This is a genomic window from Laspinema sp. D2d (assembly GCF_025370755.1).
Taxonomy (GTDB): Bacteria; Cyanobacteriota; Cyanobacteriia; order Cyanobacteriales; family Laspinemataceae; genus Laspinema.
The window spans coordinates 230,027-253,011 of record NZ_JAMXFC010000006.1 but is presented as its reverse complement, the minus strand read 5'-3'; the positions used below and the strand labels follow the sequence as shown (position 1 = coordinate 253,011).

The 22,985-nt window shown below is 47.9% G+C and carries 20 protein-coding genes; 10 read left to right on the top strand and 10 right to left on the bottom strand.

Features of this window, described 5'->3' with window-relative positions; genetic code table 11:
* Positions 1 to 235 precede the first annotated feature (235 nt).
* Together NG796_RS06765 and NG796_RS06760 are read right to left on the bottom strand one after the other, a co-directional pair.
* Entirely contained in the window at positions 236 to 1,327 is a 1,092-nt protein-coding gene (locus tag NG796_RS06765; protein ID WP_261205135.1) for a hypothetical protein, read from the bottom strand.
* Between the two features lie 143 nt (positions 1,328 to 1,470).
* Positions 1,471 to 3,060, bottom strand: coding sequence for a glycoside hydrolase family 57 protein (locus tag NG796_RS06760; RefSeq protein ID WP_261205134.1), 1,590 nt, complete (start codon positions 3,058 to 3,060; stop codon positions 1,471 to 1,473).
* A 309-nt stretch (positions 3,061 to 3,369) separates the two neighbouring features.
* Between NG796_RS06760 and NG796_RS06755 the strand changes: the two genes are divergently transcribed.
* Positions 3,370 to 4,026 carry a hypothetical protein gene (locus NG796_RS06755; RefSeq protein WP_261205133.1) on the top strand — a complete coding sequence of 219 codons (657 nt, stop codon included), beginning with the start codon at positions 3,370 to 3,372 and terminating at the stop codon, positions 4,024 to 4,026.
* Here the strand turns inward: NG796_RS06755 and NG796_RS06750 are convergent.
* Positions 4,023 to 4,151, bottom strand: a complete 129-nt coding sequence (locus NG796_RS06750; protein ID WP_261205132.1) for a hypothetical protein — start codon at positions 4,149 to 4,151, stop codon at positions 4,023 to 4,025. The two genes, NG796_RS06755 and NG796_RS06750, sit on opposite strands and share 4 nt — an antisense overlap.
* A 396-nt stretch (positions 4,152 to 4,547) precedes the next feature.
* Here NG796_RS06750 and NG796_RS06745 point away from each other — a divergent pair, with 396 nt between their 5' ends.
* The 4 genes from NG796_RS06745 to NG796_RS06730 all read left to right on the top strand — a co-directional run bounded on the left by NG796_RS06745 (position 4,548) and on the right by NG796_RS06730 (position 9,174).
* Positions 4,548 to 4,736, top strand: coding sequence for a hypothetical protein (locus tag NG796_RS06745; protein ID WP_261205131.1), 189 nt, complete (start codon positions 4,548 to 4,550; stop codon positions 4,734 to 4,736).
* Positions 4,737 to 5,237: 501 nt separating this feature from the next.
* Complete coding sequence (locus tag NG796_RS06740; RefSeq protein ID WP_261205130.1) at positions 5,238 to 6,266, top strand: hypothetical protein; 1,029 nt, start codon at positions 5,238 to 5,240, stop codon at positions 6,264 to 6,266.
* 218 nt (positions 6,267 to 6,484) lie between these two features.
* Positions 6,485 to 7,567: a hypothetical protein gene (locus NG796_RS06735; protein WP_261205129.1), complete on the top strand. Its 1,083-nt coding sequence runs from the start codon at positions 6,485 to 6,487 to the stop codon at positions 7,565 to 7,567.
* A 125-nt stretch (positions 7,568 to 7,692) separates the two neighbouring features.
* Positions 7,693 to 9,174 (top strand): mechanosensitive ion channel domain-containing protein, encoded by a 1,482-nt coding sequence (locus NG796_RS06730; RefSeq protein ID WP_261205128.1) that lies wholly within the window; start codon positions 7,693 to 7,695, stop codon positions 9,172 to 9,174.
* 147 nt (positions 9,175 to 9,321) lie between these two features.
* Here NG796_RS06730 and NG796_RS06725 read toward each other — a convergent pair whose 3' ends face one another.
* Positions 9,322 to 10,236 (bottom strand): hypothetical protein, encoded by a 915-nt coding sequence (locus NG796_RS06725; protein WP_261205127.1) that lies wholly within the window; start codon positions 10,234 to 10,236, stop codon positions 9,322 to 9,324.
* A gap of 495 nt (positions 10,237 to 10,731) precedes the next feature.
* Between NG796_RS06725 and NG796_RS06720 the strand changes: the two genes are divergently transcribed.
* From NG796_RS06720 to NG796_RS06710, 3 genes are all read left to right on the top strand, one after another.
* Positions 10,732 to 11,697, top strand: a complete 966-nt coding sequence (locus NG796_RS06720; RefSeq protein WP_261205126.1) for a M48 family metallopeptidase — start codon at positions 10,732 to 10,734, stop codon at positions 11,695 to 11,697.
* Between the two features lie 405 nt (positions 11,698 to 12,102).
* Entirely contained in the window at positions 12,103 to 13,290 is a 1,188-nt protein-coding gene (locus tag NG796_RS06715) for a hypothetical protein (RefSeq protein ID WP_261205125.1), read from the top strand.
* Positions 13,272 to 13,556, top strand: coding sequence for a hypothetical protein (locus NG796_RS06710; RefSeq protein ID WP_261205124.1), 285 nt, complete (start codon positions 13,272 to 13,274; stop codon positions 13,554 to 13,556). The genes NG796_RS06715 and NG796_RS06710 overlap by 19 nt, the downstream gene beginning before the upstream one ends.
* A gap of 82 nt (positions 13,557 to 13,638) precedes the next feature.
* Here the strand turns inward: NG796_RS06710 and NG796_RS06705 are convergent, their stop codons facing one another.
* Positions 13,639 to 14,226 (bottom strand): hypothetical protein, encoded by a 588-nt coding sequence (locus NG796_RS06705; RefSeq protein WP_261205123.1) that lies wholly within the window; start codon positions 14,224 to 14,226, stop codon positions 13,639 to 13,641.
* Positions 14,227 to 14,487: 261 nt separating this feature from the next.
* Between NG796_RS06705 and NG796_RS06700 the strand changes: the two genes are divergently transcribed.
* A complete protein-coding gene (locus NG796_RS06700; protein ID WP_261205122.1) occupies positions 14,488 to 15,156 on the top strand; it encodes a L,D-transpeptidase in 669 nt (222 codons plus the stop codon).
* 173 nt (positions 15,157 to 15,329) lie between these two features.
* Here the strand turns inward: NG796_RS06700 and NG796_RS06695 are convergent, their stop codons facing one another.
* Both NG796_RS06695 and NG796_RS06690 read right to left on the bottom strand, forming a co-directional pair.
* Complete coding sequence (locus tag NG796_RS06695; RefSeq protein ID WP_261205121.1) at positions 15,330 to 17,219, bottom strand: tetratricopeptide repeat protein; 1,890 nt, start codon at positions 17,217 to 17,219, stop codon at positions 15,330 to 15,332.
* 278 nt (positions 17,220 to 17,497) lie between these two features.
* A complete protein-coding gene (locus NG796_RS06690; RefSeq protein WP_261205120.1) occupies positions 17,498 to 18,043 on the bottom strand; it encodes a hypothetical protein in 546 nt (181 codons plus the stop codon).
* Between the two features lie 962 nt (positions 18,044 to 19,005).
* Here NG796_RS06690 and NG796_RS06685 point away from each other — a divergent pair.
* A complete protein-coding gene (locus NG796_RS06685; RefSeq protein WP_261205119.1) occupies positions 19,006 to 19,266 on the top strand; it encodes a GlsB/YeaQ/YmgE family stress response membrane protein in 261 nt (86 codons plus the stop codon).
* 346 nt (positions 19,267 to 19,612) lie between these two features.
* Here NG796_RS06685 and NG796_RS06680 read toward each other — a convergent pair whose 3' ends face one another.
* From NG796_RS06680 to NG796_RS06670, 3 genes are all read right to left on the bottom strand, one after another.
* Positions 19,613 to 19,855 carry a hypothetical protein gene (locus tag NG796_RS06680; protein WP_261205118.1) on the bottom strand — a complete coding sequence of 81 codons (243 nt, stop codon included), beginning with the start codon at positions 19,853 to 19,855 and terminating at the stop codon, positions 19,613 to 19,615.
* A gap of 276 nt (positions 19,856 to 20,131) precedes the next feature.
* On the bottom strand, positions 20,132 to 21,544 hold the full coding sequence (locus tag NG796_RS06675) for a hypothetical protein (RefSeq protein WP_317619282.1): 1,413 nt from the start codon (positions 21,542 to 21,544) through the stop codon (positions 20,132 to 20,134).
* Positions 21,545 to 21,964: 420 nt separating this feature from the next.
* Positions 21,965 to 22,927, bottom strand: coding sequence for an aldo/keto reductase (locus tag NG796_RS06670; RefSeq protein ID WP_261205117.1), 963 nt, complete (start codon positions 22,925 to 22,927; stop codon positions 21,965 to 21,967).
* Positions 22,928 to 22,985 lie beyond the last annotated feature (58 nt).

The following is a 22,985-nucleotide window of genomic DNA, read 5'->3' as shown; positions in this document are numbered from 1 at the left end:
CCCAGACCCCTTACCTCTACATCCGCTCACTTTACCCCTCAATACTTGTTAGGGGTTAAAAACATATATCTGTAAGACCCTCACCCTCCCCAAGACACAGGGGAGGGGACCGGAAGTAAAAAACCTACTCTTGTAAGGATGGGGAGGTTGGGGAAATTTTTGGCAATTTGTGAAAAATATCGGCCAGAAACTCGGTTTCTGGTCGTTGGAATCTCATACTGTATGGACTTTTGCCCTAGGGGGCGAGTTGGTTGACTCGTTGTTGAGCGTAGAGGAGATTGGTCTGATATTCTTGGGCTTTTTGCTGGGCGGTGGAATAGTCTGGACTATCGGAAGGGACGGATTTCATCAGACCGATCGCCTGGTGCCATTCCTGAGAAACCTTCATCCAGTCTTCCTGGGTTTCAGCCCATTGGGTCAAACTGGCGGCACTCATCGCCTGATTTACGGCGTAGCGGAATATTTCGTGAGGTTGGGGAGAGCGAGCAGGGGCTTGGTCTGGAGGGGGTGGCGGCAGTAAGGGGGAGTTGGTGACTGGCATCGGGAAAAGTGGAGGCGGTGGCGGGGGTGCGTAAGCGATCTGGGTGATCTGCTGTTGAGCGTAAGACCACTTAGTTTGATACTCAACGGCCTTTTGTTCAGCCAGGGGGCGATCGCGACTGTCGGAGGGGACAGCTTCCATCAGAGCGATCGCCTCGGACCATAAGGATTCCACCGTTTGCCATTGCGCCTGAGTTCCGGCGGATTGAGTTAGGGTCGCTGCTCTCATGGCTGCATTGACCCCTTGGCGAAAGGCGTCTTCTGGTGGAATGGCTCCAACTTCATCTCCTGGGGAGGGGGGCAAAAACATCACCGAAGGATCAAAAGGAGAAATAAAGCCCTCAAAGTGATGAAGAGTGACTAGGGCGACTGTAGCGATCGCCACCGTAGTCAGATATAAAGACATTTTGGAGCGCTCAGGTGCGATCAGCGCAGGAGGTTGAATAGAGCGATCGGAAGACTGACAAAGCCAAGTCGGGAGTAATGCTTTTTGACTCGCTTGGGGTGAAAATCGCTCAGAAAGTTGACGACTGGAAGGGTTCTTAAGCCCAGAGGTCATCACCTTTGTTGCCATAAAGGATTGGGACCGAACCAGTTCAGCGGGTTCAAACAGAGAATCTTGCCAATCACAAGTAGGACACTTAAAGTAGTGGGTCCGAGGTTTCAATCGGACCGAAGTGCCACAACGGGGACAGGGAAAATGGTTAAACAGGGAATTAGAAACAGGCATTGATTCGAGGCGATCGCCGCAGGCAACTCGATCTTTTTTAGCACAATTTTTTGCCATTGACCGAGTAAACTCCGGTCAAACCCTCTAAAAAAACCGGGCGTCTTAGGAGGAAATAGAGCCGTTCATCTATCCTTAATACCCAGAAACCCGGTTTCTATGTAAGCGAAAATCAATTTCCATTCCATTGCGATCAAAACAGATTACAAGGGACGGTACACCCGATAATTAATCTCTGGGAAAATATTATCAATCGCCTCAACCTTGGATAACCAACCGGAATCAATTTTGCCGGTATTGATATCCTCATAAAGTTTGTGGAGACGCATCAAATGCGATCGGGTCCGTCGGACGGCATAAGGAACCATCGTTCCCGTGCGCATGATAAATGCCCAATCCGAAGACTGTGCCAGGAGCAATTCGCGGGCCGCTTGGTTGAGCGCACGCCACTCCAGCTCATCCGCCGGGTCCCGATGACTCAACTCGATCATCCGTTCTGCGGCCTTATGTAAATGGGGGTAAACCCAAGTATTCGTTTCATTCAGCCAATACTCATGGAATCCTTTATAACCCCAGCTAGACTGAGAAGGACGACAAACCTGCTGAGTGGGATTGTTGCGTAAGTAATCCGCCAGGTGGGTCATTTCGTAAGTCCCTTGGTCATACCAAGACTTGCGGAAGAGGTAATCAATGAACCAAGGGCCTTCATACCACCAGTGACCGAACAGTTCCGCATCGTATGGGGAGACAATAATCGGAGGGCGTTGCATGATGCCGTGGAGATGTTCCACTTGACGGGCACGGTTAAACATGAAATTGCCTGCATTTTCAGCAGACTTTTCTCGTGCCCAATAGGGGTCATAAAGGGCTTTATCCCCTAAACCGAGGCCGCGACCCGTGATTTTGTGATATTTAATCCCGACATTCTTGCGCTGACCATTGGGCATGATGTACGGCTTGATATATTCGTATTCAGCTTCCCAGCCCAAATCCTTGTAAAATTCGCGATATTCCGGGTCACCGGGATAGCCGACCTCCGAAGACCAAACCTGTTGAGAGGATTCGTGATCGCGACCGAAGACCGCCACCCCAGACTCGGTAAAAATGGGGGCATAGGTGCCAAAGCGGGGACGGGGACGAGCGTAGAGAATGCCATGACCGTCCGTGAGGAAATAGCGCAGACCGGCATCCGCCAACATTCGCTCCAAGCCTTCATAGTAGGCACATTCGGGAAGCCAGATGCCTTTGGGGGGACGACCGAAATTTTGTTCATAATGTTCGCAGGCGACCTGGATTTGTGCCCAGACGGCTTGCGGATACATTTTCATCAAGGGTAGGTAGCCATGAGTGGCCCCACAGGTGATGATTTCGAGATTGTTGGAGTCTTGGAATTGTTTAAAGGCAGACACCAAGTCGCGATCGTAGCGTTCCCAGATTTGGCGTGTGTCGTTAAACTCATGGGCATAATGTTCCGCTAGATAGCGAATGTGACCATTATGCTTGTTATGCTCAATTTCCAGTTCAGCAAGTTCTTCGAGTTTAGCGAGGTGTTCCTCGTAACGGTCTTGGAGTAGGGGGTCCCGGAGCATCGACACCAAAGGGGGCGTCATACTCATGGTAATTTTGAAATCGATCCCATCCTGCTTTAGACCTTCAAATACTCGCAGTAAGGGGATGTAGGTTTCTGTAATGGCTTCATAGAGCCATTCTTCTTCTAAAACATAATCACTTTCGGGATGGCGGACGAAAGGAAGATGGGCGTGGAGGACGAGCGCAACGTAACCAATAGCCATAGTGTATTGTTTCTAGTGTAAGAGATAAAACTGACGGCAGCTTCAGGCAAGTTTTCTGTATGTGTAAGATTTTAGAATGAAAGAGGAAGCTATCAACCAATTGATTGAGGCAGATGACAGAAAATTGTGCTCTAAGTCGGGGTCAGATAACCCCACTTAGGTCGAATCCGGGGAAGATTGTTACTCATCGGAGGCACCATTACCCGTTTCTCTCTCGTCTCTTGCATCAAGAATGACGGAATCACTGGGGTTCCCTGGTAGAATTCAATCCCATTACATTTCCCCGGAAGGGACAAGGAACTTGGATAAATGATCGAAAAAATAGCTTCGGGACTCCTAAGTTTGGCCGTTGGTGTGGTGCCTACAATGGTGTGGCTGACAACTCCAGCCCTGGCGCAATCTGTCGTGGAGGAGAAGGGGACACCAGAGCGTGTGATCCTGGCACAGGCTAGGACATGGGCGGATGTGACCTTGAGATTGGAGGACTTGCCACCGGGCTTTACGGCAATGCCACCCGCTGAGTTAGCGAACCTCAAAGAAGAACTGAGTCAAGATCAGATTGATGTTGAGAATGTTTTTGCTTTTGTTGCCCAGGAACAGTTTCAACTGATTATGGGGATAACTACCCGACTGGAAACGGCTCAACAACAGGCGGAATTTGACGACTTACTGCGGGATCCGGAAAGGTTGAAGTCCTTGTTAACAGAAAATCTCCAAGACACAAACGTGCCTCCGCAAGCCTTAAATAATATCAATAATATCGGCGATGCGGCGGCAGGTGTGAGCTTACGGGTGGATTTGGATAACTTGTTAGCGCGGTTAGAAATTTTGGTGTTGCGGAAAAACCAGATGGGGGCGTTTGTGTTTGTCTTATATCGCGATGGTCAAAGACCCTTACATCCGATCGCTGAAGTAGGACGCAAACTAGATCAGCGAATTCAAGAAGTATCAACTGGGCGTAATTAATGGCGATCGCTAGAGATAATTGTTAGTTTGAATACAGACAGGATGACGGTGAGTAAGCTAAAGCGATTTCTGATTAGATGATAGAGTAATCGCTTGGGGCGATCGCCGCAGAAATGATGACTCAATCTGTTGGGTCTTCCGGTGGAGCGATCGCGCTTTTAGATTGCCGAAAGCATCAGCACAGACGATTGAAGATAACCGGGTTTTTTCATAAGACTTCTTGCAAAATTCTTTAAAGCCCCCCTTAAAAAGGGGGGTTGGGGGGATCAATCCGGATTTTTGCAAGAGGTCTATAAAACTGTTTGGAATTAGCCAACAATTCCCAGGATGAAACCCGGTGTTTTCTCCCGTCTCTCAAAATCCACAGCCAACCTTCTCAAAGTCAGTCACAGCTAACCCGTACCGGGGTTCAGACCCTATCGAACCGAGCGCGAGGGGCTGAAAATTGCCGCGATTCCCCCAGCAATGGTAGATTTTAAAACAACTTTAGCCATCACATCCCGAATGATGACCGTAATAGAGTGCAACCGGAATCTAACATTGAAAAAATTGTCGAACGGATCTTCCTCACCCACCGGATTACGCGGGCCGATCAAAAAATCTTTATGATGACCCTGTTATCTAAGGATTCCCTGACCCCGAAAGAGCAAATTTTGATTGATCGCGTATTTGAGGCCCTACGCCAGGGATTGTTAAGGGTTGTAGATTAGACCCCGGGCAATATCTTGAGTAGACTCCCCCACTCCTTTTTCCAGGGGTTCCCAAACATCAAGGAACCCTGACAAGATGGGGGGCAGTTGCCGAATCATCTCAGCAGTCTAGGGGTTAAGTCGAGGTTCAGGGAACGGATTGTAGGGTTCCACCCGTGGCGATCGCCTGTTTGGGGTTTATCTCTACCCTGATTCCAGAACTGGAGGAGATCCAACTTTTCCCCCGATCGCCAGGGTGACCCACCCCAGTCCAATCTTTCTGCCCTGGACTAACTGAGGGCCTCAGAGGGATGAAAACCCGGGGTTTCAGGAGAAAAGGTCTACTCAGAAGCCCCTACCTAGGGCCAGAAAGCCCGGTTCTTGCCCTAATTAGGGGCTTGGTAAACTGAGGTACGAGAGAAAGTCAAAGTTTGAGGTAAAATCCAATCTACCGACTAAGCTAAAGTTTCCCGTGGGTATTCTCGACAGTAAGATGATTTCAGAATCTACCTACCTCCTCCCATGCCCTTATTTAATGCACCGATAGACCAAAAAGAACTCGCCAGAAAGGGCCAACCCGAGGCGATCGCTGCTGTAGTCAATCACGCGATTCAATCTCAAGGGATAACTGCAAAAGCCGTTCTCAAAGACGGTTCTTTGCTCCTGTTGCTGGAATCAGCAACAGTCCCAGATCCCACGGCCCTAGTTCCTTTCATCAAGAATGGTCTAACCGAGTTGGGGATTGAGTCAGTTCCTACCTTGAAGATTTACGGACGCAAAATCGGCGATCGCCTTCCGGCGTGGCAAGAAGAAATAGACATCGAACCTCCAGAGGAAGCCTTCGCTACCGATGAGGATATGTTTGCTACCGATGAGGATATGTTCGCCCCCGATGAGGATATGCTCGCTGGAGATGAGGATATGCTCGCCGGAGATGAGGACCTCCTCCCAGACGACGAAAATCTGATGCCCAACGATGATTTAGAGGGGTCGGATGAATACGAGGAAGAGGAATACGACGAAGACGAGGAAGAAGACATCCCCTCGGTCAAACCCCAGGGCAAAAAATGGTATCAAAATAAAGTCCTGCTGATCGTTCCTCTGGTTCTTTTAATCGTCGCACTAGGCGGGGGTGCGGCCTACTGGTTTCTGATGAAAGGTCAAGAAACCCCAACTCCAGCCTCGGACTCTGCGGACCCTGCCGCCGAAACTCCGGCCCCAGCCACGGACCCTGCACCAGCCCCCCCACCAGCCCCGGCAACCCAGTCTCCAGCTCCGACCCCGGCCCCGACCCCGGCCCCGGCCCCTGCACCAGCGGCCAATCCTTTTGCAGAAGCGGTGAGACGAGCAACCCAGGCGGCAGAGCAATCTCTAACCGCTCAAACCCAGGCAGAATGGAATCAGATTGCAGTTCTGTGGCAGGAGGCGAGCGATTTGATGAGCCAAGTCCCCGAAACCAGTGCCAATTACCCCAATGCTCAACCCCGAGTGGGACAGTATCAGCAAAACGCTGATTTGGCTCGACAACGGGCTGCAAATGCTTTTGAGTAAAAGGAAGTGGGTTTTATTAACTCAAGGTAAAGAGTTGGGGTGATTGAACCGAACAAACACCCCAGAAAACCCGAGGCGTCGAGACCTTTACCCAAAAGGATTGGGGTTGGAGCGATCGGGATGGGTGCGAAGGGTTTTATCGGCAAAACTAACCCGATCCTTTATCCTTATGCTTATCGGTATTCACGCTTTTTCCTAATCATCCTTTCTAGCCAGCTATGACACAGACTGAGCTTTTGGAACTTGCTAAACAGGGCCGCCCCACTGCGATCGCCGCTCTAATCAATCGGTCCCTAGAACCTAAAGGGATCACGGCGAAAGCGGCCCTTAAGGGTCGGTGCTTGCAGATTACCCTTGCAGCCCCCAAAGTTCCCAATCAAAAAGTTTTAGCTGAGTTTATTTATCAAGGGGTGATGAAATTGGCTCCCCAGGCGATCGCCTCTCTGAAAGTTTTAGGTCTTCAGACGGGACAGACGGCCCCCGCCTGGTCCCAGGAGTTTGAACTCCCTCCCCAGGCTGGATTCTCCGAGGAACTCTCGGCGATCGCGCCCTTAGAGGCTCCGATTTCGCGCACTGGAGGCTCCCGGGAGTCTTTAATCTACAACTCACTCCCCTCCGTCAATGGCGGAAAAAAATCGGGCAGAACCCCTCAATCCCGGAACGGCGATCGGCCCCAATCCACCGAGGATTCTGCACCACTCCCTGAGAGTTCAGAACAGGCGGCACAAGAGCGATCGCGTCTCACCGCCCTTGACTATGAAGACTTACTCCGAGATATCGGTCGGTTTCCCCAAAAAGGAAAATACAGCGTGGATTACTACTATGCCATTCCTAAATTTGCGGAGGCTCTGGCCGAATTGATGCCTTCCACCAGTGAAATCCTGGACGTTGTTGGGGTGCGATATCAAGGCCAATTAGCCTGTCTGGTGCTGACTGAGCGGGGTTTAGCTTGTTTTTCCTGCCCGGATTTTTCCCGAAAAGCGATTAAAGCTTTTGGGGTGAATTTGAATAAAATTAATCACCTCAGTGCGGGAAAACGAGGGCTGAGTATTTATCAACCCAAAGGCATCAAAAAAAATTTCTATTTCTATAATAAAAGGCTGGGGAAAAATTTTATAGAAGGAAAACTCTCCGAGTTTATTTCTATTGAAAAAACTCGATTTATTAGCGATGATCGCCATGAAATTACTCTAACGCTGATTGGGTATTTTACCTTGTTTTTATCCCTGGTAGCCAATTTGGGCGGGTTGGGAATGGGTGTCTGGTTTTTAATTCAAAGAATGATGGGAAATCCCTTTTAATGTGATCCAATTTGTTCCCAAATTGGGGAGATGTTCACCCCGCCCCTGCCCTTAAGACTAGAGAAATTCTCTCTGACGACTGAGCTTAAATCAAACATGAAATTTCGGCGAGGCGGTTTAGCTTCATGGTAAATTGGATCATCCAGCAGACAAGACAACTGCTGACGGTTTTCGGTGCTATTTTTACCAAAGATTTGTTTAAAGTCGGCGGGAATGAGTTTTCCCTGAATCGCCTTGCTCAACTGATATTACTCAGTGCGATCGCCTATTTTATCTCCCGGAGTGTGAATGAATGGATTAAGCGCCGGTTATTAGGGCGCTTAAAATTTCACATCGGGACCCGAGAGGCGATCGCTGCTGTCATGGGGTATCTTCTCAGTGCCCTCTCTTTTCTCATTGTCCTTGAAAGTACCGGAATTGACTTGAGTTCCCTCACGGTTGTTGCCGGTGTTTTAGGAATTGGGATTGGTTTTGGGTTACAAAATCTCGCCAGTAATTTTATCAGCGGCATTACTTTATTATTTGAACAACCCATTAAAGTTGGCGACTATATCCAAGTCGATGATCTGTTTGGAACGGTCGAAAAAATCTCCATTCGTTCCACCATTGTGCGGAGTCGCGATGGAGTATTTGTCATTGTTCCTAATATCCGATTTGTCGAAAATAATATTATTAACTGGAGTTATCAAGACTCAAAATGTCGCCTCCATATTCCCATTGGCATTGCCTACGGGACCGATCCTGCCTCAGTCACCGAAGCACTCCTCACCGCAGCGCGGAAAGAACGTCAAGTGCTATCGGATCCACCGCCTAAAGTCTGGTTTGAAGGCTTTGGAGACAGTGCGTTAGACTTTCAATTGTTAGTCTGGATTGATGAACCAGAAAACAGTGAACCGATTAAAAGTGCCTTGAATTTTCAAATTGAGTGTGAATTGCGTCAGCGAGGCATTGAAATTCCCTTCCCTCAGCGAGATTTACATATTCGTAATCTCGACTCCTTCAAGACCCTGTTTAAACATCAAGTTCCCACGGTCCCGAGTCAAGAAATGCTTCCCCCTTCGGAAAACCCTCCGCCGAAGCTAGAACCATCAATTCCCAAATCTCCGAATAATTGGACATTGAGAGATTTGCTGCGGCGAATGCCGTATTTTGAAACCTGTAGCGATATGGAATTGCTGCACTTAATTGAGTATGGATATCGCCAATTGTTTCCAGGCGATCGCTTAATTTGTCGCGAAAATGACCCAGGGGATTCTTTTTATATTATTCTCTCCGGTTCCGTTGAAGTGTTTTCCCAACGACTGCAAAAATATATTGCCAGTCTGCACGCCGGTGAGTTTTTTGGAGAAATTTCTTTACTGATGGGGATTCCCCGTTCGGCAAGTGTCAGAACGTTGGAAGATACAATTTTATTTGTAATCGATCGCAATGATTTACAACGCTTGTTAGTCACCCATCGCAATTTAGCCGATCGCATTGCTGAAAAGTTATCCGAAAGACAACAATCCCTCAAAAGTTTAGGATTACTGGTGGATGAAGAAATTGAAGGGGAAGAAAAGCCCTTGATTTGGATTCGCAAACGGTTAAATACTCTATTTGGAATTTAAACCGCTAGAAATCAAGACCGGATTGGACCAACCGCAGATCCTACAGACAAGGGGAATTTTCCAGTTAAAACTGTCCCGCTCTTTAAATCAGCGTGATAACATAGTTTTTAGAAAACTGGACTCGAATTCCCCAGTCCACAGGATGAATCAAAGCTTCTCTCGACGTAAAAGAGCTCCTTGAGTTTGGGCATCCTCGCTGTAATTGCGATAGAGTTCCGTACGGTTTTGGGCGATTTTGTACCGGGGATGATCCGCTGGGACTGAAGCCATCAACACCGACGCCTGTTCCCACTTGGCGGCAATCACCAACCATTCCGAGGAAGTTTGAGCCACTTTCCCCTCAGCATCGGCTTGGATGGCTAATCGCACCGCTTCTGCAAAGGCATCGCGATCGGAGACAGCCTCGGATGACTCTCCCGAATTGCCAGAAGTCAGAGAAAACTGAGCTGACTTCAATCCGGCCTGAATTTGGGGCCAGTTATAAATTAGTAAACCCAGAGTCACCAGTAACAAGCTAACCCCCAAACCATTGAGGATTCCCCGGCGAAATTGGCGTTCTTCTCGGACTTGACGGGAATAGGGGGATTTGGGGAAAGCTGGGTCAGTGCGGGGTTTTGGACGACTGAATTCTTGGCCCATTTGTTTGAAGATATTGGGTTTTTTGAGGGTAATCAGTTGGGACCAGAGGAGTTGATTTTCGGGGTCCCGGTTAATTTCCTCCAACCACAACAACTGCTGTTCTCGCACCAGGCGGCTGTTGATATGGACTCGACGAATATTGCGCGGTGCCAAAGACTCTAAAATCTGTCGAATGCGATCGACCAAAGTAGATTGGTCCAGGAGTTCGGGACTCCCCGCCTCGCATAGCAGTTGCAACACGCCATCAGCAAACACGGCGCGGGTTCTGACGCCGGAAGGAGCCAGTTTTTCATTCAGGACTTGAATAATCGCCGATACGCTGCCCTGGCGAGCTTGATTGGCGATATCATCCATCGGATGTACCATGCTTGGGTTTAGCAATTGATTGTTTGTCAACTCTATAAAAGCGGTATTGGTTTGCATTTAGAGATATAGCGTATCAGTTTTTTTAGCAGGTCAGCCTTCCTTGACCGGGGAAAACAAAAAGCCGCCAATTTAGGTTCCAAATCAGGGACCAGGGAATCTGTTGCCACACCGGGCTGACCTACTCAACGCGACTGACGGGCGTCCGTGGGGATGTTATCGGATGGGATAGAGGTCTTTCCTCTCCTGCTTCTATTATCTACACCCTATGTTCTGTAAGTCCTGAGCAAGTTTGAGAAAACCAATCGGGTCCTAATTCGAGGGGACAATCGGGGGAAGACAACCGGGTTTCTTGATAAAATCTCTGCCAAGAAAGTCACAAATTAGGGCCAGAAACCGGATTTGTTAGCCTAATGGATGGATGAGTGCACCCCGGAGTTCTTTGCTGAAAGGGATTAATCTAAAATTGATGGAGGCAAGACAGAGGGGACGGTTGATAGGCGATCGCTTTTGTCATGCCGCCAATCTATGATTTCCTGGGGGAATAAAAAAACGATGCCTACCTATACTGGAATTTCGAGCGAAGCCTTTCGCCATCCCTTGGATCGCGAAGCCGAACAAACCTTACGTCGGGTCCCTGGATTTGATTTGGTGGCCCGCAAGTTTGTAGAATTTCTCGTGGAGCGTCCCCAGTATGTCTATATGATGGGCAATAGTATCCAAGTGGGTCCTCGGCAATATTCAACCCTCTATGGAATCTTTCGAGAATGTATTCGGGATTTAGATATTTATCCCGAACCCACGTTGTTTGTCTCTCAGGCCCCCGTGGTCAATGCTTACGCCCTCGGACAAGATCTGCCCTACATTGTCTTAAATACAGGGTTAATTGACTTGATGAGTGAGGACGAAATTCGCTCGGTTATCGCCCATGAACTGGGACATATCAAATGTGGTCACACCACCTTGATTCAGATGGCGAGTTGGGCAATTATGGCGGTTTTCAGTCTGGCAGATTTGACGATGGGGTTTAGCCGCATCCTCAGTACCGGCTTGATTTTGGCATTTTATGAATGGTTGCGAAAAGCGGAACTCTCGGCAGATCGGGCGGCGATGTTGGTGATGGATGATACTAGGCCGGTGATGCAGACCATGATGAAAATGGCCGGGGGGTCTACCCGCTATGCTCATGAATGCAGCTTAGAGGAGTTTACCCGCCAAGCCCAGCGCTATCAAGAATTAGATGAGGATGGACTCAATCAAGTTTATAAATTTTTTCTTTATAACAACGTTTCCCAGGGGGTTTTTCTAACCCATCCCTTTACCGTGGAACGAGTGAGCTATTTACAAGCTTGGGCGAGTTCTGCGGAGTATGGGGAAATTAAGCGGGGAAATTATCCGCGAGGGGGTGCGCAAGGGTCCGTAGAGGTTAGACCGGAGTCTCCTGCAGAACAGGAAGCGGAGCGATTGCGCCGTCAAATTGAGGAGTTACAGCAGGAAATTAATCGGATTAAGGGGGAGTAGGTGCAGCAAAGGGCGATCGCCTGCGGTTGAGAAAGGGGACGTTTATCATAGATCTGATGAGACCCTCATCAGATATTCATCGATCGCTCACTCAGCACTTCTAGCCATCCGGCATCGAACTTTTATATCGAATTCATGCCTAGATTTCAGTTTTTTCTAAAGTTTATTCCGGCTATCTCGCTTCTGGCCCTAATCGGGGGCTGTTCCCAAAGGGTTACGCCCCGTTCAACCGGCTCTTTCGCTTCACCCTCAGCAGTAGCTCAAGTCCCAGTCGCCCAAGGGGCTGTTGAGCCGTTTGCGGAGGCGATTAAATACGCAACAAATGCCGCGAACCTTGCACAAACGGCCCGTTCTCCTGCGCAGTGGGATGAAGTTTCAAAACAGTGGCTGCAAGCAATCTACTGGATGCAGTCGGTGCCCCCGACGAATCCCCGCAGGGCGTTTGCTCAGAAAAAGGTCGCGGAATATATGCGCTATCTGATGTACAGCCAGCAACAAGCGACGGTGAGTTCTCGCCTGAACTATCCCACGTTTAATAGTGAGGTCCTTGATGAGCAATTGGGACTCTATCTATCGTACATTGAGGCGATGGGACGACCTGATATTTTGATTGTCGGGAGTTCTCGGGCGGTCCAGGGGGTTGATCCGCGTATCCTCCGCCAAGGATTGGAGGCTAGGGGGTTATCAGGACTGAGGGTGTTTAATTTTGGGATTCACGGGGCCACGGCCCAGGTGGTGCGGTTTCAGTTACAGGAACTGTTGGGGCCTGAGCATTTGCCGCGAATGATTCTCTGGGCGGATGGGGTCCGGGCGTTTAATAGTGGACGGGTCGATCGCACCTATACCGAAATTGTCCAGTCTCCGGGATATCAGCGGTTAGCATCTGGGGTGCGTCCGCAGTTGAGTTTGGGGATTGCCCCACAGGAGGCGATCGCCTCTTCCTCCCCGGAAGAATACCAGTTTCAACCCATAAGTTTTCACGCTTTTTCTGATTCTAGGGTGGGGAAGGACTCTCCTTCTGATGACCTGGGTCCGGACTTTGCTCAGAATCCTAGTAGAACAGTGGTCTGTTTGGATTCTCCACAATGTTTCATTAGGTCCGGAAACAGGAATTCATCGACGATCGCTACAGGGGTCCGTCGATTGAGTCCTTTAGGTGTAGCGATTGATGCCTACGGCTTCCTCCCGGTGGCGACTCGCTTCAATCCTAGAAGCTACTATCGTCAACAGTCGCGGGTTGACGGTCGCTATGATAGGGATTATGCAAATTTTCAATTGGGCGGCATTCAGGGTTCGGCGTTACAGTCTGTAGCAGCGTTTGCGCGATCGCGTCAAATTCCGTTAGTCATTGTTAATCTACCCCTGACTGATGATTATTTAGATGCCACCCGCAGCAGCGTCGAGGTCGAGTTCCGCCAGTATATGCGCCGCATGAGCGCTCAAGCGTTTCTCTGGCGGGATCTGTCCACGATCCGAGGACTAAATCGGAATGAGTATTTTGAGGATCCTAGTCATTTGAATCAGTTGGGGGCGGCTGCGGTGGCTCGTTCCCTGGCCGTGGATCCGAATATTCCGTGGCCGAGAGGGCGGTAGTTTGGGGATGGGGGGATTGGGGAGATGGGGAGGATGGGGAGGATGGGGAGGATGGGGGAGATGGGGAGGATGGGGGAGATGGGGAGGATGGGGGAGATGGGGAGGATAGGGGAGATGGGGAGGATGGGGGAGATGGGGAGGATGGGGGAGATGGGGAGGATGGGGGAGATGGGGGAGAAGTGAGATTGGGTTCACGCTCAAGTGAAGTGAGGCGGTGGGGAGTCAAGGGGAGTGTAATTGGGGAAGAGGTTTTTAATAAAAAGTGATGCCCCTTGTACCCGGGACATCACTTAAGTTTACCGTTTTAATTGAACCGTTCTAGCTCAGAAGATTCACCACTGATTTGATTTACCAAAGGGCGCGTACAGGTTGCTGAATGTTGGAGACCATGTTGCGATCGTCAACGTCGAATTCAATCCGACGACCGGGAGTCATAACCGCTTGAGTACAAACATCACGACTCACCATATAAGTGCGGATGCCGCCATCGGGAAGCCGAACTTGTAAGGTGGTGTCTTCACAAGAAACGACATCACCCGCAACCCGAATGGTCCGGGGTGCAGTCGGGGTGGTAGTTGTGGTGGTTGAGGTGGTTGTGGTGGTGACGCTATTATCGGGATTGAGAACCGTAACTTGTGTCCCGATCATCATTGTCTCATCTAACACAACCTCGATTTCCATTCCGGGGAGCAACCCGAGGCGGTTTCTGTCATTTTCAGAAATCTCGACGATCTGAGTTTCGCCATTGGGGAGACGAATGCTCACTTGATTGTTACGAATGCTTTGAATGGTACCTCGGACCATACTGGGGTTAGTTTGGCTAATAACTTGCCCCTCCCCCATTGGAGTGACTGGCCGAGACAATGCTGGAGAGACCGATACTCCCGAGAGTATCAGGGTCAACATTGTACCCGTTAAGACTTTCATGTTTTTCATCCGCATGACATCCTCACTTCAACACGATTTAATTAACGAGATTTTGATGGAGACCTCGCGATCAGATCTACACACCCATTGCTGCTATTACCGGAACCCTGGCATGATCATACCCGTCCGATGCTGGAGCTTTCATCTACCAATAGGTAGAGGTTGGCCCCCTAGCCTCAATAGAGATGGGTTATTTTAGATCCGAGGGATTGAGGCTTGAACTCGAATCAAGTCAAGCTATAGAATAAAATAATATCAGTTTTTCTGGAAATGTGTAGTCAGGGTTTGTTAGGAATTAAAGATAAAGGAATGGTGCAAGGAGAAGTTCTATTGTTAAAGTTTATGCGCCTTACCGTCAGTGCCGCTGTTTTATTCCTGTCAATGCCCTCCCTTGCGTGGGGAATGGGTGTCCCGGCAGAAATATCAGTGGGAAATCTCTCAATTCCTGATTTAGAATGGTTGCCGGTTTTAGACCCTGAGTTACCTCCGTTAGGAGAATATTCTAAATTTATTCCTTTTGAGCAGGAAGTGTATCCTGAAAGGGTGACTGAGGGAGTTCATTTAGTCATTCGTTTGAGCGAACGTCGCGTTTATGTTTATCGCAACGATCGCGTGCAAACCAGTTATCCGATCGCTGTGGGCAAGGAAGGATGGGAAACCCCTACGGGCCAATATGAAGTCATGCAAATGCAACGGAATCCAATCTGGGAGCACCCTTGGACAGGTGAGTTAGTTTATCCAGGGCCAGATAATCCTTTAGGGGCAAGATGGATTGGGTTTTGGACAGACGGAAAAGATTTAATTGGGTTTCATGGTACTCCCAATGAAGAACTCATTGGAGAGGCGGTTTCTCATGGTTGCGTCCGAATGCGAAATCAGGATATTTTGTCCTTATATGCTCAGGTAGAAGTGGGAACTCCAGTGACAGTAGAACCGTAATCTCTTCTGAGAAGAACATGGATGAGAAAACGAGTCAAGACGGACCCGATCTCAAACATCGGCAGAGGAAGTGAGAAGAGAGCCCTTCACACTTCCTCCTGGTTTCATCCGAGTCCAATTCCCAAAAAGATAAACCACGGGAAATGGGATATAACAGGGATGGAACGGAGCAATTATTCGAGCGATCGCTGATACTCTTCTAACAACTGAAAAATATGATCGTATCCATCGACCCCGATCGCTGGTATAATTCGGGGGCGATGTTGTTCGAGCAAACCGGCAAAGACCTCCGCCCCCATTTGCCCTTGGATAATCGAGAGTAAGCCCGCACTTTGCCGCCATTCTTGGGCCTCAATTTGCTCCAAGAGATACATTCCCAACCCGCCAAAATAAAGGGTAGATTCCAGATTTTGCTGACGATAGTGAGCTTGGGCTAAATAGGCTAAGTTCAATCCCTGAAGGTAAAGGTCACCAGAAATTTGAGCGGATTCCCATCCTTTCAATAAGTTAGCGATCGCCTTTGCATACTCGCCGATCGCCACATAAGCAATCCCCAAACTACTGCGGCATAAGGCTTGACTTTGGCGATCGGCTAACTTCTCTGAAAGCTGTAATCCTTGTTCCAAATAATGAATCGCTCCCTCATACACCTCGGGTTCCAATTCTCCCTGTTCCCGGGCTTGAAACACCTCACTAAACCCCAGATTCGCTAAAGCATTCGCCTCACCTAATCGTTCTCCCTCTTGCCGAGCTCCGATTAAAGCCCGCTGACTACAATCAATCGCCAACGCATAATTTTTTTGCCCCACATAACTGCGGCTGATATGATTGAGATTGGCAATTTCACAGCGGCGATCGCCCGCTTCCCGAGCAATATCTAGGGCTTGTTGATGAAAGGCAATAGAACGCTCAAAATTTCCCATTGCCCGCATCGAATAACCCAGCAAAGTCAAAATCCGCGCCTTTTCCTGAGTCCCCTCTACCCGTCGCAAGGGTTCATTCAAATATTGCAGGGCACCGCGAAGATACTCCCCGGTAAAGGCCGCAAATATTCCCCCATACAGGGGAAAATAATCCCGTTGAGAAAAGGCTCGTAAAATCTGTAATGTCACCTGAAAACAAGCATTCGTCAAGTGTTCCCGAGTCATGGAATTGAAGCGGGTGCTCTGATGGACCGCATTGGCTAATTGAGACCAAATCAGGGCAAAGGTTAAATAAGTGGAAATCGACAGTTTTGCTCCAACTTTGGAATCATAAACCATTTTATCAAACCAAACCACTAACCCCCGTTGTAGACTCTGCAAAATTACGGTTAATTCTACCCAATCGCTCACATTGGCATCAGGTTGGCGATCGAGAAAGTCGAGGAAAGAGTGATTGAATGAAAGGCTTGTAAATAGGGCTTGGGGAAAGGGCCGATTCACTTGTTTAGCCCATAATGCCCAAGGTCCATTCTGTCCCGGTATTCCCCCAAATCCCAGTTGTCCTCTACCTTGTTCATAGATCCAACTAACCAGGTGAGGTTCAATCTGCTGCCAGGATTGTAAGCCTTGTTGCAGTCCTTTGGCGAGCGGTGAAACTTCCAGGTGCAGTTCTGGATTGGCAATACTATCGAGTTGATCTGTGAGGGTTTTAGCGAGTTGCCGCTGTTGTTCTAGGGTGAGAACTTCCGGCTGGTTCGGGTCAATTTCCCGCAGGAGTGCAAACAGGCGCGTATTAGGTTCCGCTTGCATAATGCGATCCGAGGCGGAGGCGATCGCATCTTTAACGCGATTTTCCTTTTGCCAGCGTTCCCATTGTTTTTCGATGGTTTGTAATGCGCGGTGAATGCGACTGGTTTTAGCGGCTTTCAACTCATCGGTTTCATGATCGAGTTTAGATTGAGTGGTACTGAGGCGATCGGCGAGGCATCGCTCAAAAATTTCTCCAGTCCCACTGGCAATCTCTTGTACCAGCATTTGATAGACCTGCTCAACGGAGCGAATTTTACCTTTGAGGGTTGTATCTACGATGGTATCGATAAATTGGAAGTAGCGATCGCGCAAGGAAGTAGAATCTGACATTGTAAATTAAGCTCTATCAAGGATTCGGTAGTTTCCCTTGTTTATTCTACTTCTGTGGCTTTCCCTTCATCAGAGCAAGACCGCCTTTTAGTGGAAAGCGGTCTTGCTCTGATGAAGGATGCTGTAAGCCCGTCTCAATCCGGATGACCCTACAATTGAAAGAGTGGGAGCATCTTGCTCTTTTTAGGTCCTAGGGAAACAAATGCTCCCACTCCTTGAAACAAGTGTTTAAATCCTACAAAAGTCGCCCTCTCTCGGATTTAAGGGGTTGAAACTCTCTACCACAGCGCTCGAACAGGTTGCTGGGGGGTAGTTTCTACTTGGATCCGCTGAGGGGCGGGTTGCATCGGTTGCGGTGCAGCCGTGGGTGTTGGGGTTACCATTTCCCGAGGTTCCGGGGTGATGGTGGTGACGCTTTCCTGGCGGCTATTAATTGATTCAAACACGCGGCGAATTTCGTCGAGGGTGTCTGAAGAGGCGGTTTCCTCAGACTCCATCTCGGTGGTGTAAGCCGTCACCATCCCATCGGGGTAAAGCAGGACCTCGACTCCTGGACGCATCCCTAGTTTTTCTTGTTCGAGTACAGGAAGGGTAACTTGGGTGGTGTCTCCATTCTCCATTTCCAAGGTGACTATATTATTCCGAATCATGGTTACGCGGCCCATCATCGGCTCACCCATCGGTTCGTTCATGGTTTGGGCGATCGCTTCTGGAATAATCCCGGCTTCGGAAGTCGTTTCTGCGATCGTTGGGGATATATTTCCCCAACTGAGTGTTACGGATAAAATTGTACCTGTCAAAAGGCTGATATTTTTAAGATTCATTTAAGGTTCTCCTCATTCACAATTGAAATCAAGTATTTAGATACAATAATACCAGATTTAAGCTAATTTTTTAAAATAACAGTAAATCAAAAATCCGCCACTTGGCTCTAGTTCCCCCGTTCTTAGGCGCAAAGAGATTTACGGTAAACCCAAGCTTTAGAAGAGTTGCCTGCATTGCATTAGATGCCGCAATGAGTCGCTGTTAACAGTAGTTCTATAGGGGAATTGCAGAATTGTCTCCAGCCCATTGGCTTTTGATGGGGGGTGGAGGGATTGAGCATCCCCTGAAAGCAAAAGGTCTAATTTCCTAACCTATAAAACATCCCCAGGTCAGTGTTAGCCCATTGTATGGGCAAGGCGATCGCTTACATCCGTCTTGATTCTTTTCATCTTGGACAGGCCCTCAGCGTTAGAGAAGTGTAAATCCGAGAATATAGTATAGAGATTTGTTTCTCCATGACATCAGCCAACAAAAAAATCCAGCCCCGACTCTTGGTAATAAAGGGTTAGCGCTGAAAAATCGAGAACTTTGAGCCACGAAATCTCTCCAATGCTACATACCCCAGGGTGCAAGAAATCCGGTTTTTTATAATTTGCTCACTAAATTTTCAGCGATCGCAGGTTTTGTGTACACAAAATGAGGGGACATAGAGAGGTGTCCCCCGATGTGTGACCTCGATTCCTAGGTCAGGGATAACAAATTTCAAGACCCTCTAAATTTCCCTTCACCCGGTGTTAACCCTTATATAGCAGTCGATTGAGGCGATCGGTTAATTCAAAAAAATCCGGACAGACCTAAGCAGAAATACTACAAATGGGGCGCTTCCCCCATTATCTCTATCCTTAGATAGCAATGGCAGTCGGATCAACTTATTCCCTTCGATAGATGAGAAATCAGGGATGCAATTGTTAGTCTATTTACATAAGACAAAAAGCAACAAATCAAAAAAGGAGATTATCTCATGGTTAGTATTTTAACTTGGATTGTTTTAGGACTGATTGCCGGTGCTTTAGCAAAATTAATTTATCCCGGAAGACAAGGCGGAGGTATTTTTGCCACGATTGGACTAGGGATTCTCGGTGCAATTGTAGGGGGATGGGTAGCCCAAGCTATATTTGGAATTACAACAGTAGGTCTGAGTTGGCAGGGTATTCTCTTTGCGGTGCTCGGTGCTATGATCTTGATCTTCATCTGGGGTCTGTTGACTCAGCGTGCCGTATAAATTTTTCGAGTCTTCTCCCTAGAATGATCTAACTCTTTTTTAATAAGCCGGTATTAGGGGTAGGGTAGCAAGCCTTTACCCCTTGCTTTATGGGATGGGACTTAGGAAATCACGGCGATCAAGTCTCCAAGGGCTGTTTTAAAAGAACGTGCATCCCAATCATCAAGACTAAAAAGCAGTCATCAGGGGTATCTCGATCATCCCTAATGACTGCTTGATTTGGATGGGTGGTTTCCAAAGCGTTTCTCCCTCGGCTGCCAAACTCCAAAGGGTGAACTCTGTTGAATCCAGAATCAGCGTTGTCAGCAAAATGGCAACGCTTTATTTCCTGAAACGGATCCAAATCCTATTTATTTTTCTGCCAAATTTGCCAGGTGGCTCCTAATGCACCCCCCGCCCCTGCAATTAATCCAAAAGTCATCCCTTCAAGGGTGTTAAGAACGGGGTCTTCGGTAAGGCATTGATTCGTCGGGACCGCAGCATCTAAACAGCGATTGAGGTCTGCGCTATAGGCAGCGCCTCCAACCAAAACACCAATAGTGCTACAAGCGACAATATAAATAAGAAAGCGACTATTTTTTCTAACCATAGATAGATGGCAAGGGAATATGGAACACTCTTCCTTATTGTGCCGGTTATTTTTAAATCTGGCAAGGGTTTTATCATTAATTTTAATATTTAAAGTTTAGATTGCAGCATCCTTCTGTAAGGGATAGGGAGGGAATCCTTTAAGTGGGCAATAAAGATAGAAATACTACCTTGCAAATTTAATGTAAAATCAAAAACGAGTTTTAATCAAAAAACGGCTACATCCTTGAGGATATAGCCATTTAAGGTCATCGGAGAGGGCAAAATTCACGTGAGTTCAGGACGCGAGAAAGCCCTTGGATGCTTTCTTTTTCCCCTTAGATTTGGATTTAGATTTGTTGACTTCAACGAGGGCCTCTTCAAAAAGTTGGTTAAGATGCAGCGGGATCGAGGCAGTTTCTGGCAGATGGGGTTCTAACGGTTTATTAAATTCCTGCAAGAGTGGCCCTAAATCACGATCCAGTTGAAAATTGGGTCGTTCTAACACCCGTTGCAGTAGGTTTTCTAAGGGCTTAGGATACTCAGCGGCGAGTTGCTGCCAGACATAAAAATTAATAATTGGGTCTTCGAGGTAATGGCGGACTAGGGGTTCTGCCTCGATGATGCTGGGGTCTTCCCGGTTCAGGAGTGATACAAATTTACCGTAAGTCGGAATCAACATTTGACCCCATCGCGGATGAGAAAAACAGGTAACCTCTTCGGCTTTTTTGAGGTCATCGGGCAAATGGACTCTCGGCATGACCATTTTATTGTTTTTATTGCGATCGAAGAATTGGGCGGCTTCTTTCGGGTCTACACCAGCTTCTTCCGCTGCCTCCATCAGTTCCTCCATATCAACGCCCGCTTCGGCAGCCACTTCTTCCAGAGACTTGTTTTCGTCAATTCCTGCCTCGGCAAGAAGTTTTTTAGTCATGCTTTCTTGCAGTTCGCCAATTTTTTTGTTGAGTTGATATCCAGGAAGCGTAAAGCGATCGCCTCCAAAAAATTGGGTAAATTCTTCGTGATATTTAACAACGGATTCCCAAGCTTCTTCTAATAATTCCGGTGCATCACCATACAAGTGATTTTTGTAATTATCTTTAAAATTGCCGATCGCGACCGCCAGTTTCGGTTTACCTAGATTCCCCAGGGCCATATAACTGCCAAAGAACATATACTGAGAATTGTCCACTGGGGCGATGCGAGTCAGTAAAATATCTCCGGGTTTAATCCGCTGGAGTTGTTCCTGTTGTGCGGTAGAATTGGCCTTAACCTGATAATGTTTAGCAGTGAGCCAGTTCATCAACTCTAAGCCATCGGGTAAACTTTGGATGACTTCAAAGACGCCCATGAAGCTTTGTTGCCAACTTTGAATTAAAGCGCGATCGCCTGCGGATAAGTCCGGTTGGGTTTCTAAAAATAAATCAATGGGAGTTTGATTCCCCACCTTACCCTCCACCGCAAACGAATCAATTCGCATATTGCGTTGACTGATATCGGACCGATCGCGAGAAGCGTGCTCAGCGGCGTAGGTTTCCAAGGCGATCGCCAACTCTCCCTCGGCATCCAAAACAAAATCAATTAATTCCTGCTTGAGTTCCCAAGCGCGATCCACAGTTGCGGCCACAGTTTTTCTCTCCAAGTTACACTGTTCTAACGTATCCGGACACCAAAGGCGATCGCATCTGCCCTCAGACTGGCTTTTCCCCAAAAATCTGGCCCCTTCACCCCAATCCCCCACAAAAAGGATAAAACCACCCGTTCGTAGTAACGACTTCAGTCGTTCTCTTTCCAAAGTTTGTAGTATCGAGGATGTTTTGGGCTACCATATCGGGTGTTTTGGTGACCCATTTTACCCATCCATCCGGGGCAAGGGCGATTAGTCCCTTACTACTAATCTCTGCTTTTTCCATATTTTTTTGTGTAAATTGTTCTATTTATCTTAAATCATTAGCTAGTATATTTTGTTGTTGGCTTATACAAAACCAAGAAATAAAAATTTTTTTATCCCTATATTTTTGATTTTTCAAAACCCTAAACTGGTAAAAATAATATAGCATTTTCCTCGTGATGGGGCTGAAGCCCCATCACGAGGAAAATGCTAGGCCAGGGGCAGTTTATCAGCGGAATTTTAGAAGTTCCACATCACTTGATTTTCATCGAGTTTTTCCGTTACAATACGCCCGATCGCATCAATTTCTTGAACTTCTTCTGGGGATAATTTAACATCGCCTGCTTTGGCATTATCTGTGGCTTGTTGCTCGTTTCTTGCCCCTACAATGGCACAGGTTTGGGGTTGGGCAATTAACCAGGCTAAAGAGAGTTGGGCTAAGGTACAATGATGGCGATCAGCAATGGGTCGGAGTTTCTCTAAGGCTTCTTGAACTCGGGCATAATTCCCTTTATCGGCAAAGAGTTTATTTTTAGAGCGATGGTCACCTTCGGCAAATTTATGATCGGGTCCAAATTTGCCGGTCAAAAGTCCCTGGGCAAGGGAAGAATAAGAGATAATTGAAATGTTGTTTTCGACGCAGTAGGGCATCTGGTCGGTTTCGATTTTTCGCCAGAATAAGGAATAGGGGGGTTGCAAACTATCAATCTGTCCATACTGGGCGGCTTCTTCCATTTGGGCGCGGTTAAAGTTGGAGACACCGACTGCGCGAATTTTGCCTTGTTCTTTCAGTTTGACCATTGCTCCGATTGTTTCGGCAATGGGGACGGTTTCGCCTCCCCAGGTTCCCGAGGGCCAGTGAATTTGATAGAGGTCGATATAGTCGGTTTTGAGGTTTTTTAAGGAGCGATCGCAAGCTTCGATTACTTGGTCATGTTTCAGATGATTGGAGAAAACTTTGGTCGCATAAATGACATTTTCTCGCACATCGGACAGGGCAGAGGCGACGATTTTTTCGGAATATCCATCTCCATACACTTCGGCTGTATCAAAGGTGGTAATTCCGGCGTGATAGGCAGCGCGCAGGGCTTCGATTATGTCATTATCTTCGATACCTACCCACATTTTTTTGCCTGCTTGCCAGGTTCCCATAATGATGGGGGTAATTTTTAACTCTGATTTGCCTAATGTTCTTGGTTCCATGTTGACCTCTTAAACTAGAATGAAGACTACTTTTTACAGTGGTCTGTCTTATTTTAAC